9 protein-coding genes are annotated in these 15,047 nt (G+C 34.0%); 8 read left to right on the top strand and 1 reads right to left on the bottom strand.

The genetic code is table 11. The features are described 5' to 3' along the window. Positions 1-81: 81 nt before the first annotated feature. From D1818_RS12265 to D1818_RS12245, 5 genes are all read left to right on the top strand, one after another. Positions 82-816 (top strand): hypothetical protein, encoded by a 735-nt coding sequence (locus tag D1818_RS12265; RefSeq protein WP_118459293.1) that lies wholly within the window; start codon positions 82-84, stop codon positions 814-816. A gap of 436 nt (positions 817-1,252) precedes the next feature. After that, entirely contained in the window at positions 1,253-2,230 is a 978-nt protein-coding gene (locus D1818_RS12260; RefSeq protein ID WP_118459292.1) for a ribonucleotide-diphosphate reductase subunit beta, read from the top strand. A 380-nt stretch (positions 2,231-2,610) separates the two neighbouring features. Continuing rightward, entirely contained in the window at positions 2,611-5,082 is a 2,472-nt protein-coding gene (locus tag D1818_RS12255; protein WP_118459291.1) for a ribonucleoside-diphosphate reductase subunit alpha, read from the top strand. A gap of 273 nt (positions 5,083-5,355) precedes the next feature. Continuing rightward, the gene (locus D1818_RS12250; protein WP_118463700.1) at positions 5,356-6,699 is read left to right on the top strand and encodes a deoxyguanosinetriphosphate triphosphohydrolase; all 1,344 of its coding nucleotides are present in this window, start codon (positions 5,356-5,358) and stop codon (positions 6,697-6,699) included. A 439-nt stretch (positions 6,700-7,138) separates the two neighbouring features. Beyond that, positions 7,139-9,799 (top strand): T9SS-dependent M36 family metallopeptidase, encoded by a 2,661-nt coding sequence (locus D1818_RS12245; protein WP_118459290.1) that lies wholly within the window; start codon positions 7,139-7,141, stop codon positions 9,797-9,799. Between the two features lie 168 nt (positions 9,800-9,967). Here D1818_RS12245 and D1818_RS12240 read toward each other — a convergent pair whose 3' ends face one another. After that, positions 9,968-11,737 carry a 1-deoxy-D-xylulose-5-phosphate synthase gene (locus D1818_RS12240; RefSeq protein WP_118459289.1) on the bottom strand — a complete coding sequence of 590 codons (1,770 nt, stop codon included), beginning with the start codon at positions 11,735-11,737 and terminating at the stop codon, positions 9,968-9,970. A gap of 189 nt (positions 11,738-11,926) precedes the next feature. Here D1818_RS12240 and D1818_RS12235 point away from each other — a divergent pair, with 189 nt between their 5' ends. The 3 genes from D1818_RS12235 to D1818_RS12225 are packed head-to-tail and all read left to right on the top strand — an operon-like array spanning position 11,927 to position 15,004. After that, entirely contained in the window at positions 11,927-12,376 is a 450-nt protein-coding gene (locus D1818_RS12235) for a nucleoside deaminase (RefSeq protein ID WP_118459288.1), read from the top strand. Positions 12,377-12,421: 45 nt separating this feature from the next. Further along, entirely contained in the window at positions 12,422-14,341 is a 1,920-nt protein-coding gene (locus D1818_RS12230) for a DUF294 nucleotidyltransferase-like domain-containing protein (protein ID WP_118459287.1), read from the top strand. Further along, the gene (locus D1818_RS12225) at positions 14,342-15,004 is read left to right on the top strand and encodes a PolC-type DNA polymerase III (RefSeq protein WP_118459286.1); all 663 of its coding nucleotides are present in this window, start codon (positions 14,342-14,344) and stop codon (positions 15,002-15,004) included. The last annotated feature ends 43 nt before the right edge of the window (positions 15,005-15,047 follow it).

Raw genomic sequence — 15,047 nt, 5'->3', positions numbered from 1 at the left:
AAAAAATACTATAAGAATGTTTACCTCAGAACTTCTGAAGATACTAAGTAGTAAATTATCTAACAATTAAAAGAAAAAACAATGAATTTAAGATTAAAGAGAATAAGCGTGTTATTGATGATAGCTATTGCTGCTATATTTCAATCTTGTAGTAGCGAAGACGATGGATTAGTAATAGAAAACGAAAATCAATTAGAGGATATTCAAGGCCGCATAGAACAATATCAGACATCTATTGAGAATATTGAAGCTCCTGAAGGTATGGAGCAATATGCTCAGGAAAATACGTATGCATCTAACGCTGTTTTTTCACTAGCATCGTTACAAGTACAGGCTTTAGTATATTCTTCTGTTTTTTTGTCAATTCCTGAGGATGCAGAAGAGCAAAGCATTATAGGTAAGAATAGTCAAAACAATAGAACGTGGGTGTGGAGTTTTGGTGGTGTTACATTGTATTATACAGTAACTTCAGATGCTGCTTTTGATTATTTCACATATGATATTGAAGAAGGTGGTATTCGTAGAACCTTTTATGAAGGTAGAATTAGTAGAGATGGTACTTTTTTTGAAGTAAAGTTTAATGGAGAAGATGGAGAGTTCTTGTTAATGACTTACAATAAAACAGGAAGTATTATTAATTTTACAATAGAAGATGGGAATAATGACAAGATAGAACTTGTTTTTAATGAAACAGATCAATCCGGATCTATAAAAGCTTATGAGTCGGGAGTTTTAACAGAAAGTTTTGTTTGGTCATTTGATGGAACAGGTTTGTATACAAATCATCTTACAGGAGAAACTTTTTCTTGGCCTTAGAATTTAAAATGTATTAAAAAGATTATTAAGAAAAATCATGTACATCATTTGTATATGATTTTTTCTTTTTTTAGTTGTAAATATTAAAAAAAAGTAATTTTTTTTCGCATTTATTAACCTGTGGTTTTACCGTAAAATTGACGGTTTTTGGGTTTTGTTTTTTTAATGTAAAAAACCTTGTTAGTAGGTGAAAAATAAGTGGTTGATGAGGTTACTAACAACGTTGTTTATATCTTTTGTATAAAGACTAAATAATTGATAATCAGTATTTTAAATAGAAGTTGTGAATTGTTGTGTTTTAACGGTTAATTCCCGTCGTGTTGAAAACTTTGTTGAAAACGTTTGCTAACTTTTTGTGAAACTTCTAGCACATTTTTTGATCTTTGTTAGTCCGTAGCGGAAAAGAAAAAATATAAAACTAGCTAAAAGAAAAAAGATGAATGCAGTAGAGCCAATCTTGCAAGAAAATAAAGACCGATTTGTAATTTTTCCTATCAAACATCATGATATTTGGGATTGGTATAAAAAATCAGAGGCTAGCTTCTGGACAGCAGAAGAAATTGACTTACATCAGGATATTACTGATTGGGCGACTAAGCTAACAAATGATGAGCGATATTTCATCAAACATATTTTAGCATTTTTTGCTGCTTCAGATGGAATTGTAAATGAAAATCTCGCGGAGAACTTTGTAAATGAAGTTCAGTATAGCGAAGCAAAATTCTTTTATGGTTTTCAGATTATGATGGAGAATATCCATTCTGAAACTTATTCTTTATTGATCGACACTTATGTGAAGGACGAAAAAGAAAAAGACATTTTGTTTAAAGCAATTGATAACTTTCCTGCTATTAAGAAAAAAGCAGATTGGGCTTTAAAATGGATCGAATCTGATTCTTTTGCAGAGCGTTTGATCGCGTTTGCTGCGGTAGAAGGGATATTCTTTTCTGGGGCATTTTGTTCAATTTTTTGGCTAAAAAAGCGTGGTTTAATGCCTGGACTTACTTTTTCTAATGAATTAATTTCTAGAGATGAAGGAGTGCATTGTGATTTTGCTGTGCATTTACATAATAAACACTTGGTAAATAAAGTGCCGAAAGAAAGAATTCGCGAAATTATAGTGGATGCTTTAAATATAGAAAGAGAGTTTGTTACTGAATCACTTCCTGTAAGTTTGATCGGTATGAACTCTAAATTAATGACGCAGTATCTAGAATTTGTTACGGATAGATTATTAATGGAATTAGAATGTGAAAAGGAGTATGGTACTGCTAATCCATTTGATTTTATGGATATGATCTCATTACAAGGAAAGACTAATTTCTTTGAAAAACGAGTTTCAGAATACCAGAAAGCAGGAGTACTTAATAAAGATACAGAAGAAAATAAAATAAGTTTTGATGCTGATTTTTAATTAAAAAGATTTTCACCGATTAAGGTGGGTATCCAATAATTTGTCATTCCAGCGTAGGCTGGAATCTGAAAATCATTTCAGAATAAAAATACATTCATTCTGAGCTAATCAAGAATAGGACTTCTATTTAAATAGCGATTAGCTCAGTTTGATAAAGCTTTCTAAAAGCTTTGCGAACAAAACAAAAGAAGGCGAAAGTCATATAATTATATTTTACTTAATAAGAATAACTCTGGTTATTATAACACAGAGGTTTCTTTTTAGTATCCGATTTCGGGGGAAATCATTTGTGAATTTTAGTTTTCAATAAATAAAGGGAATAGTAACACAGATTAATATCACGTTCTTCAGAAGAAGAATTTTATAAAAACCAAAAGCGTATGTATGTAGTAAAAAGAGACGGTCACAAGGAGCCAATTATGTTTGACAAAATTACCGCGAGGGTAAGAAAGTTATGTTATGGACTAAACGCTCTAGTCGATCCGGTCAAAGTAGCAATGAGAGTGATTGAGGGATTATATGATGGAGTAACTACTAGTGAACTGGATAATTTGGCTGCAGAAATTGCTGCTACGATGACAATTGCACATCCTGATTACGCTAAATTGGCAGCTCGTATTTCGGTTTCTAATCTACATAAAAATACGAAAAAGACGTTTTCTGAAGTAGTTACGGACTTATATGAATATGTAAACCCGAGAACAGAGAAAAAAGCTCCATTGATCTCTGATGAGGTGTATGAAGTCATTATTGCTAATAAAGAGAAGTTAGATTCTACAATTATCTACAATCGTGATTTCGGTTACGACTATTTTGGTTTTAAAACATTAGAACGTTCGTACTTGCTAAAGATTAATGGTAAGATTGCAGAACGTCCTCAGCATATGTTGATGAGAGTTTCTATAGGAATTCATCTAAATGATTTGGATGCAGCCATAGAGACGTATGAGTTAATGTCTAAGAAATATTTTACACACGCTACGCCTACATTATTTAATTCTGGAACACCAAAACCACAAATGTCATCTTGTTTTCTTTTATCAATGAAAGATGACAGTATAGATGGGATATATGATACGCTAAAACAAACCGCTAAGATTTCTCAATCTGCAGGTGGAATTGGATTGTCTATACATAATGTGCGTGCTACAGGTTCATATATTGCAGGTACAAATGGAACCTCTAATGGGATTGTTCCTATGTTACAAGTGTTTAATGATACTGCACGTTATGTAGATCAAGGTGGAGGAAAACGTAAAGGTTCTTTTGCTATCTATGTAGAACCATGGCATGCGGATATCTTTGATTTCCTTGATCTTAAAAAGAATCATGGTAAAGAAGAAATGCGAGCACGTGATTTATTCTATGCAATGTGGATTCCGGACTTATTCATGAAACGTGTGCAGGACGATGCAGAATGGACTTTAATGTGTCCTAATGAATGCCCTGGATTATTTGATATCCATAGTGACGAGTTCGAAAAAGAATATTTACGTTTCGAAGCTGCTGGAAAAGGGCGTAGAACTATAAAAGCAAGAGAATTGTGGGAAAAGATTCTAGAATCTCAAATCGAGACTGGAACGCCATATATGTTATATAAAGATGCTGCGAACCGTAAGTCTAATCAACAAAATTTAGGTACCATTCGTTCTTCTAACTTATGTACCGAGATTATGGAGTACACAAGTCCTGATGAAATAGCAGTTTGTAATCTAGCTTCTATTGCATTGCCGATGTTTGTGAAAAATGGAGCATTTGATCACGAAGAGCTTTTTAGAATTACAAAACGAGTAACTAAAAACTTAAATAAAGTAATAGATCGTAATTATTATCCTGTAAAAGAAGCAGAAAACTCTAATATGCGTCATCGTCCTATTGGATTAGGTGTGCAAGGATTGGCAGATGCATTTATTATGTTACGCTTACCTTTTACTAGCGATGAAGCTAAGAAATTGAATCAAGAGATTTTTGAAACTTTATACTTTGCTGCTGTTACTGCTTCTATGGAAGAGGCTACAGCAGACGGACCGTATCAAAGTTATGAAGGATCGCCTATTTCTAAAGGAGAATTCCAGCATAATTTATGGGGAATTAAAGATGAGGAATTAAGTGGTCGTTGGGATTGGGCTAGTCTTCGTAAAGAGGTTTTAGAAAACGGAGTGCGTAACTCATTATTAGTGGCGCCAATGCCAACCGCATCTACTTCTCAGATTTTAGGAAACAATGAAGCTTTTGAACCATATACAAGTAATATATATACAAGACGTGTATTATCAGGAGAGTTTATCGTAGTAAATAAGCACCTTTTAGAAGATCTTGTGCAGTTAAATCTATGGAGTGATGACCTTAAGGATGCAATTATGCGTGCCAATGGATCTATTCAAAATATAGATATCATTCCTCAGGATCTTAAAGAGCTTTATAAAACTGTTTGGGAATTGAGTATGAAAGATATTATAGATATGTCTCGTCATAGAGGTTATTTTATCGATCAGTCTCAGTCGCTAAATCTATTTATGGAAGGCGCTACGATGGCGAAGCTTACTTCGATGCATTTCTACGCTTGGAAGAGTGGATTAAAAACAGGAATGTATTACTTACGAACTAAATCTGCGGTGGATGCGATTAAGTTTACACTTAAAACGGAAAAGAAAGAGCAGCCACAAGCAGAGCAAGTAGCGGTTGCTGCAGCGCAAGTAATGGAAGCACAATCTGCTCCCAAAACACAACCAGAACCAGAAGCAGTGCAAGTCGCTGTTGAAGGCACAGCCTTGACTCCAGAAGAACTTCGTGCGATTATTGAGCAATCTAAAGAAGCTGAAGGAGATGATTGTTTAATGTGTGGGTCTTAAATAGACCATTTATATAGGGTAAAAGGGAAGTTTTCTGCGAAGAAGCTTCCCTTTTTTATTTGAGATAAGTTGTTAGAAGAACTAGATATTTAGATATTTAGAGTTTTTTAGTTTTTTAGATGTAATATCTTTGTTTTTTAAATCTAGGGTATTTACGACATAAATACAATACTTTATGGATCGGAATGATAATTCATTTCGTACATAACTTCATAGTGTTATATTTGGACTATTATTATTTTGATAGCACATTGTTAGAATTCTGATTTTATGATGAACTGGGAACAGCTCCTATCCTTAAAAAGACAGGGAGATACGAATAAGAGATTGCGTAAAGAACAAGATGAAACCCGATTAGGTTTTGAAGTAGATTATGATAGAATTATATTCTCTTCAGCTTTTAGAAGTCTGCAGGATAAAACTCAGGTAATTCCTTTGTCCAAAACCAGTTTTGTGCATACTAGATTAACGCATAGTTTAGAGGTTTCTGTAGTGGGGCGTTCTTTAGGGCGAGTGGTAGGAAAGAAGATTTTAGAAAAACACCCTCATCTTTCCACAATTCATGGGTACCAGTTTAATGATTTTGGAGCGATCGTAGCAGCAGCTTCGTTGTCTCATGATATTGGTAATCCTCCCTTTGGGCATTCAGGAGAAAAAGCAATTGGAGAATATTTTGCTACCGGAAAAGGTAAAAAGTATCAAGAGTTTTTAACTCCAAAGCAATATCAGGATCTTATAGATTTTGAAGGAAATGCAAATGGGTTTAAAATCTTAACTGAATCCAGACAAGGAATAGAAGGGGGGTTGAGATTGTCTTATGCTACACTCGGTGCTTTTATGAAATACCCAAAGGAATCTTTGCCTAAAAAACCAACTTCACATATCGCACATAAGAAATTCGGATATTTTCAGAATGAAAGTACTTTCTTTAAAGAAGTAGCACAAGAAGTAGGTTTACTTTCGCATCAGATAGGGAATGAAACTACTTACAGTCGACATCCGCTAACGTTTTTGGTAGAAGCGGCAGATGATATCTGTTATACAATCATAGATTTTGAAGATGGTATTAATCTAGGGTTGATACAGGAAGAATATGCTTTAGAATATTTGATTAAGTTAGTAAAAGACACGATTAATACTGCAAAATATAATAGTTTAACCACTACAGCTGATCGTCTGAGTTATTTAAGAGCATTAGCCATTAATACTTTGATTCAAGAAGCCGCACGTACTTTTGTTCAGTATGAAGAGGAAATTTTATCAGGAAATTTTGCCGAAGCACTTATTGATAAAAGCAAGTATCAGGCACAAATTGATGATATTATAAAAATTAGTATAACTAAAATTTATCAAAGTTCTGAAGTAGTAGAAAAAGAGATTGCCGGATACGAGATTCTCGCTACTTTGTTAGATCGCTACTGTATAGCAACCGATAATTTTAATAAAGAACGCGCCTCTAATTACGATAAGCTTATTCTAAAAGCTGAGGGGAACAATTTTGACCATAAAAATGACGACCTATATACCAGATTAATTAGTATTAGTAATTATGTGGCCAGTCTCACGGATGGAAATGCGTTACTGAAATTTCAGAAGATCAAAGGATTAGAGATTTAGTGTTTTGTATTTATAAAGTATAACAGTTTTCTAGTTAATAATAATTGTTTTTCTAATGCGTTTGAGGATAATTGTTTGCTCTAGTCTTAAACAATAAGTGAGAAGAAGATTTAGTGGTATTTGCATCAATATAGCTTCCGTAATACAGTTGATGCTTAATGTAAAAAGGGCTATCATAAGTTACTCTTCTATAACAAATTGACTTAATACAATTATTTAGAATGTTGATGATTCTTTTAATTTAGGCATATTTCGTTGAACATATGTTAATTTTTAAGGCTTTTCGGCCTTATAAACAAAAAATATTCAATAAAAGTGGGTAGTTGAAAGGGAATTATATATTTTAGCAATTAAAATTTAGTACTTTTTTAAGAAAATTTTGGTTAGTCAATTCTTAAAAAATATATTTTGTCATAAAAATTTAATTACTTTTTTTGTTATGAATAAAAATTATTTTAAACTCTTCATTTTTATAATTGGAGTACATTTTGGTTTTGCCCAAAATCAGGATAACGTTAGTGTTATTAAAGACTATTTAGTCACATCCGGAATGGATCAAAAAGATGTTAGTGATCTTGAAATACAGTCGCAATCTTTTTCAAAAAGCATGAACTTAACGAACGTTTATGTAGTGCAAACATATAATGGAATTCCTATAAAAAATACAATAGGTAATTTTGCTGTTAAAAATGGAAAAGTTGTACATTTTTCCGGAAAGCTTATCAACGATCTACAGTCTAAGGTAAATACAGTAAGTGCTCAGTTATCTGCGACAAATGCTGTTCAAAAAGCAGCAATTGCTCTTAACCTTACTGATGTTGGTAATGCAACTATCATAAATAAGTCGAGTAATTCTAAATTTACAGTATCGAAGTCTAATGTTTCGGTAGATGAAATTCCTGTAGAACTTATATATGAATTTAAAGATGATCAATTATTATTGTCTTGGGATTTAAGTATACATGCTAAGGACGGTGAGAATTGGTATAGTGTTAGAATAGATGCTAACAGTGGAGAAATGATTAGTAAGGACAATTGGATGACAAAATGTACTTTTGATCATAATACTTCTATTAAAAAGAAAACGAATACTAAAGCGAATACCAATAAGACACATTCATTTGGATTTGGTTTTAACAGCAAGTCCGAGAGCTCTCCTCTGTTAATGGAAGGTACTTATAATGTGTTTAAGATTCCAGCAGTAGAGAGTCCTAATCATGGTGGCAGAACAATAGAAACGAATCCTGCAAATGTGGTGGCTTCTCCATTTGGATGGCATGATACAGACGGAGCAGCGGGAGCAGAATTTACTACTACTCAAGGTAATAATGTACGAGCGGCAGAAGATTTAAATGGAAATAATTTTCCTGGAAATCAACCAGATGGAGGTGCTAATTTAGTGTTTGATTATCCCTATGATCCTACAGCTACGGTATCTACTTATCAAAACGCATCTCTAACCAACTTATTTTATGCAAGCAACGTTGTCCACGATGTATGGTATCAATATGGTTTTGATGAGGCTTCAGGTAATTTCCAGCTTAATAACTATGGAAATGGCGGAGCAGGAGGAGATGAAGTAATCGCAGATGGTCAGGATGGTTCTGGTTTTAATAATGCAAATTTTGGTACTCCACCGGATGGAGCTAATCCAAGAATGCAAATGTTTTTGTGGTCTCCTTTGAATTCGGAAGTGAAGTTGGAAGTTAACAATACAAGCTTAGCTGGCGAGTATAGAGCATTAAATAATAACTTTGATCCTGGTAAGGTTAATCCTCCAGATGAAGCAAGTCCACTAACTGCGGATTTGGTATTGGCGATAGATGATAGTCCGAATCCAGATCCTAACGATATTTGTTCTACTATTGTTAATGCAACCGATATTAATGGTAATATCGCTGTGGTACGCCGAGGATCGTGTGATTTTACTGCCAAGGTGATTGCTTGTCAAAATGCAGGAGCACTGGCGGTTATAGTAGTTAATAATGTGGCTGGAGATATTACAATGGGAGGAGGTGACGATCAAGTTGCTATTCCTGCAGTAAGTATTAGCAGTGCTGATGGAGAAGCTATTATTAATTTAATAAGTACCGAAACAATTAATGTTAGTTTAGGTTTTGTCGGAGAAACGGCACCGGAAGATTTAATAGTAACAGCAGATGGATCTTTTGATAATGGTATTGTAATTCACGAATATGGACATGGAATTTCTACACGTCTTACTGGAGGAGCAGCTAATTCCGGTTGTTTGTCTGGTGATGAGCAGATGGGAGAAGGTTGGTCTGATTGGTTCGCATTAATGATGACGATTGAGGCTGGTGATACATCAACGGATATTAGAGGAATAGGTACTTATGCTACGGCACAGCCTACTACTGGCAGAGGAATTAGACCTTTTCCGTATAGTACAGATATGACAATAAACCCTGTTACCTATGATAATGTTAAAGATGAGGATGATTTTTCTGTTCCTCATGGAGTAGGTTCAATATGGGCTTCTATATTGTGGGATATGACGTGGGCTTTTATAGAAAGGGACGGATTTGATTCGGATTTATATAATGGTACAGGAGGTAATAATTTAGCAATGCAGTTGGTTATCGATGGCTTAAAATTACAGGCGTGTAATCCAGGTTTTGTGGATGGTAGAGATGGGATTCTTGCCGCTGCCGATTTGTTGCCTAATAGTGATGACAATAAATGTCTTATTTGGAGTGTATTTGCGAAAAGAGGAGTTGGTTTTAGTGCAAGTCAAGGTTTCCCTACAAGCAGAACGGATCAAACACCAGCGTTTGATGTGCCACCAACATCTGAGTTGGATTGTACTAATTTCACTTTAGGTGTTGATGATGTAAATGAAGGTGTATTCCAAATCTATCCAAATCCTTCTACCGGAGCGTTTGATATTAGAGTTGCTGAAAATGTAGGTAATAGTACAATATCGATATTTGATATAAACGGAAGAGTAGTTTATAAGGATGAAACGGTACTTACTAGTACTCATAGAATACAAACAAATCTTAGATCTGGAATCTATTTATTAAGAATAGAAGCAGAAAATGGTACTGCCATTTCAACATCTAAAATTGTGATACAATAAGAAAGATTCTTATGGTTTAACATACAGAGGCTGTCTTGTAAAGACAGCCTCTTTTTTATTCTTTTATTTGAGAAAAATAATTTGAGGCTTGCAGCGCTAATAGAGTGTTAATAATTTGAAAACTAAAAACCGCTGAACATCTTTTGGGTTTAGCTGAAGGATTGTTTATTAAATATATTTCAGGATAGTATTAGTGATTCCCTTAGCAGAAATACCACAAATTTCTTGTAATTCTTCTGTAGTTCCGTGATGAATGAATTGATCAGGAATTCCAAGATTTATAATTTTTGTCGAAAAATTATTTTTATTGGAAAAAACCATAATTGTATTTCCAAAACCACCCTTAATCGCACCATCTTCAACAGTAATAACGGTTTTGTACTTTTGTAATATTTCTTTTATTAAATCTGAATCCAGAGGTTTTATAAAGCAAAAATGGTAATGACTTATTTTCTTTTCAATAGACTTTAAAGCACTAGTAACATTAGTACCAATAGTGCCAGTAGATATTATTGCAATTTCTGATGTTGATTTAGTAAGACATTTCCCTTTCCCGATAGGCGTTTTCTGCATAGGTACTTGCCAATCTATAATTGTACCTCTTCCTCTTGGATATCTAATGGCAATTGGGTGTTCTAAACGCAAAGAAGCAGTGTAGAGAAGGTTTCTTAATTCAATTTCATTAGCAGGAGCAGCTATAAGCATATTTGGAATACAGTTTAGATACGAAATATCGAAAATACCATGATGTGTTGCCCCATCGGCACCAACTAAACCAGCACGATCTATGCAGAAGATAACAGGTAGATTTTGTAGAGCAACATCGTGGATCAATTGATCATATGCACGTTGTAAAAAAGTAGAATAGATAGTGCAAAATGGCACTAATCCCTGGGTTGCCATTCCTGCAGCCAGTGTAACTGCGTGTTGTTCGGCTATACCAACGTCAAATGCTCTATCTGGCATCTCTTCCATCATATATTTTAATGAACTACCAGTCGGCATAGCTGGGGTAATACCAATAATTTTTTTATTTTTCCTTGCTAATTCTAGAATTGTATGTCCAAATACATCCTGAAATTTAGGAGGTTGTTGTGTGTCTTTTTTGGGAAGTAAATCACCAGTAGTAGCATCAAATTTTCCAGGAGCATGATACGTTACTTGATTTTCTTCAGCTTGTTTTAATCCTTTACCTTTTGTGGTTATAATATGTAGAAGCTTTGGGCCATTAATGGTTTTTAACTTTTCTAAAGTTTCCAAAAGTTTAGGTAGATCATGTCCATCAATAGGTCCGAAATATGCAAAGTTTAACGCTTCGATTATATTATCGGTTTTGGGTTTGTACCCAACAGTTGCTTTGGTTAAGTATTCTTTTAATGCTCCTACACTTGGATCAATTCCGATAGAATTATCATTAAGTATGATAAGCATATTGGCATCTGTAACTCCTGCATGATTGAGTCCTTCAAAAGCCATTCCGCTTGCAATGGATGCATCTCCAATGACAGCAATGTGTTGTTTTTCAGTCGCTCCTTTTAATTTTGAAGCAATTGCCATACCCAAAGTAGCAGAGATAGAAGTAGAAGAGTGGCCAACACCGAAAGTGTCATATTCACTTTCGCTACGTTTTGGGAAACCGCTAATGCCTTCTAATTGTCTATTGGTATGGAAAGATTTTTTTCTTCCGGTAAGTATTTTATGAGGGTATGCTTGATGTCCCACATCCCAAACTAATAAATCATTTGGAGTGTCAAAACAATAATGCAAAGCAATCGTAAGTTCTACAACACCTAGACTTGCTCCTAGATGACCTTCTTTAGTTGCTACAATATTAATCACAAAATCTCGTAACTCTTTGGCTAAATCAGGCAACTGATCCGCAGAAAGTTTACGAAGGTCTTTTGGAAAATCAATATGTGAAAGTAATGTGTCTTTCATGATGCAAAAATACTATTTTGAAATGAGCTGTAACAATTAAGTTCATAACAACTATAGATGCTTATAGACGAGCGATATTAGACTTAAAAAGTATTTAAAAGTGATCCTGATAATACTTAGATATAAATTTTTATTGAATAGAAATAAGAAGGATTATATTTATTAGCTTTACTTAAAATTCAATTTTATATGTTTGATCCATATGACGATTCGCATTTTATGAGAAAAGCACTTCAGGAAGCTGAGGCTGCTTATGATAAAGGAGAAATACCTATCGGAGCGGTAGTAGTAGTGGCTGACAGAGTTATCGCAAGAGCACATAATCTAACGGAATTACTAAACGACGTTACAGCTCATGCAGAAATGCAAGCGATTACAGCAGCGGCTAATTTTTTAGGGGGTAAATATCTTAAAGAGTGTACGTTGTATGTGACTATTGAGCCTTGTCAAATGTGTGCAGGCGCTTTATTCTGGTCCCAGATAGGTAAAATTGTATATGGCGCCAGAGATGAACAACGTGGATGTATAAATATGGGAACAAAACTACATCCCAAAACTAAAATGACGGGTGGGATACTTGAGGAAGAGTGTGGTGATATACTGAAACGATTTTTTGTTGAAAAACGTAATTTGAATTGATGTCAGTTTTGAAAGTATGAAACAAATATTAAGAAATTTAAACGTGTGAAAAATACAATTGCAGAGCGAATTCAGGATTTTTTAAAACAATTCCCTCCTTTTAGTATGTTGGAGAAGGAAGAGCTTCTTATGATTTCCAGTCAAATCAGAGTATTGTATTTAGAAAAAGATACGTATGTTTTTAGGCAAGATGAAAAATGTCATGATGAGTTTTATATTGTAAGGGAAGGTGCTATTGGATTATATAGGAGTGCCGGTAATGAGCAAGATTTGGTTGATATATGTGATTCGGGTGATCTTTTTGGGCTTCGTATTATGATTATCAAGAAAGATTACAGAATGTCCGCTAAGGCAGATGAAGAATCTATAGTGTATGCAATTCCATCAATGGTTTTTAAACCATTTATAGATGAAAATAAAGAGGTAAATAAATTCTTGTTAGAAACTTTTGCGGCACATGCTAGGAACTATTATACGGAGACAACAAAAGGTAACAGAATTGATAATACAATCTCGATTGATACCGCAAAAGACCTTTCTACATTACGTACTATTTCTTATCGAAAAAAACCACTTACTTGTTCACCAAATGCCATCGTAAAAGATATTGCCTTAAAGATGAATCTTTATAGGACAAACTCTATAGTGGTAGTGGACGAAAATAAATATCCTTTGGGTATTATAACTGATAGTAACCTTAGAGCAAAAGTAGCGACAGGTTTGTTTCCTGCTACATCTATAGTTACTGAAATAATGACCGCCCCTGTAAAAACATATTCTAAAAAAATTACTATTGCCGAAGCTCAAATTGCATTGATCAAAAATAATATTAGTCACTTATGTATTACCAAAGACGGAACTCGTAATACAAAATTGGTTGGTGTTTTTTCTAATCATGATTTGTTAGTGTCTTTAGGAAATAATCCGTCGGTATTGATAAAGGAAATTAAACGTGTAAAGAAAATAGAAAGGCTTCGGTATATAAGAAAACAAGTAGAAAAGTTACTTAAAACATATTTAGAACAGGATATACCGACACTTCATATATTAAATCTTATTTCTGAAATAAACGATGCGTTGGTAGTAAGAACTATAGAACTATCATTAAAAGAAATGTCTTCACCATTACCTGTAAAATTCAGTTTTTTGGTATTAGGAAGCCAAGGCCGAAGAGAGCAGTTATTAGTAACGGATCAAGATAATGCAATAGTATTTGAAGATGTTAGCGAAGAGAAATATGAAGCTACTAAAGGGTACTTTTTAGAGCTAGCCAGAAAAGTTACTAAAAGTTTGCATACTATCGGTTTTGAATATTGTCCGGCAGAAATGATGGCGAGTAATCCGAGATGGTGTATGTCGGTTTCAGAATGGGAAGCACAATTTAGAAACTGGATGACAACTCCTACAGAAGAAAGCACATTATTATCATCTATTTTCTTTGATTTTCAGTTGGTTTATGGAGATTCTAATCTGGTGAATCGGCTGTCAGATGTAGTTTTTGATGGTGTAAATAAAAGTGACAGATTTTTGGCTTTATTGGGAGTTAGTGCGTTGCAAAAGCCTTCACCTTTGGGGTTCTTTAAACAGTTTTTAGTAGAGCAAAACGGGGAACATAAGGATACTTTTGACATCAAAATCAGGGCAATGATGGTGCTTATTGATGGTGCTAGAATTTTAACCTTGTATCATAACTTAAAAGGAGTAAACAATACGTTACTCCGCTATGAAAAACTTGCGGAACTAGAACATAATAATAAGGAACTTTTCGAGAGTTGTGCCAAAGCATTTAGGGTGTTGCTTAAATTTAGAACTCGTCAGGGATTAATGCATAAGGACTCAGGCAGGTTTATTAAGTTAAGTACACTTAGCAAAAGAGATAAACTAAGACTTAAAAGGTGCTTTAGACCAATACGAGATATACAAGAGGTATTAAGAGTTCGTTTTCAGCTTAAAACATTCATGTAGATGGGTTTATGGTCTAGAAAAAATGATAAAGAATTTCCTGGTTTCTGGGTAGAGTATCTTGCTTTTTTTGATAAGAAACAACAAAAAACACCAATCGAGAAAACTCGTTTTATTGCTTTTGATACAGAAACTACTGGTTTTGACTATATAGATGATAGAGTTTTGTCTATTGGGGCTGTTGCGGTCAATAATACCTCCATTGAAGTGGCAGATCAGTTGGAATTGTACTTAGAACAGGATGTTTTTAATTCTGATACCGTAGAGATTCATGGAATTCGAAAAAGTAATAATTTAGATACGATATCAGAGTCTGAGGCTATTGAGATCTTTATTAAGTATATTGGAAATTCTATCTTGATAGCGCATCACGCTAATTTTGATAGAAATATGATAAATAAGGTTCTACAAAGAAACGGATTAGGAACATTAAAGAATAAGTTTTTGGATACTGGGGTTCTCTTTAGTAAAACAAAACACTTGGTATATCGTAGTAATCGAAAACACATGCATTATAGTTTAGATGAATTATGTGATGATCTAAAGATATCTAAAAGTGATAGACATACTGCTTCTGGGGATGCATTTATTACCGCTATAGCATTTCTCAAAATTATGGCAAAACTAAAAATAAATAAAACGGATAGAGTATCGATTCTTTTTTAATATTCGAATAGTTAAAAGCTATTTGCAACTGTGCCTAAAGATC

The organism is Aquimarina sp. BL5 (assembly GCF_003443675.1).
Lineage (GTDB): Bacteria > Bacteroidota > Bacteroidia > Flavobacteriales > Flavobacteriaceae > Aquimarina.
The sequence above is the reverse complement of the archived record's forward strand: the minus strand, read 5'-3'. Positions and strand labels throughout refer to the sequence as shown.

Coding starts and splice junctions, on each gene's coding strand:
- D1818_RS12265 (WP_118459293.1), top strand. CDS start 82: ATGAATTTAAGATTAAAGAGAATAAGCGTGTTATTGATGATAGCTATT.
- D1818_RS12260 (WP_118459292.1), top strand. CDS start 1,253: ATGAATGCAGTAGAGCCAATCTTGCAAGAAAATAAAGACCGATTTGTA.
- D1818_RS12255 (WP_118459291.1), top strand. CDS start 2,611: ATGTATGTAGTAAAAAGAGACGGTCACAAGGAGCCAATTATGTTTGAC.
- D1818_RS12250 (WP_118463700.1), top strand. CDS start 5,356: ATGAACTGGGAACAGCTCCTATCCTTAAAAAGACAGGGAGATACGAAT.
- D1818_RS12245 (WP_118459290.1), top strand. CDS start 7,139: ATGAATAAAAATTATTTTAAACTCTTCATTTTTATAATTGGAGTACAT.
- D1818_RS12240 (WP_118459289.1), bottom strand. CDS start 11,737: ATGAAAGACACATTACTTTCACATATTGATTTTCCAAAAGACCTTCGT.
- D1818_RS12235 (WP_118459288.1), top strand. CDS start 11,927: ATGTTTGATCCATATGACGATTCGCATTTTATGAGAAAAGCACTTCAG.
- D1818_RS12225 (WP_118459286.1), top strand. CDS start 14,342: ATGGGTTTATGGTCTAGAAAAAATGATAAAGAATTTCCTGGTTTCTGG.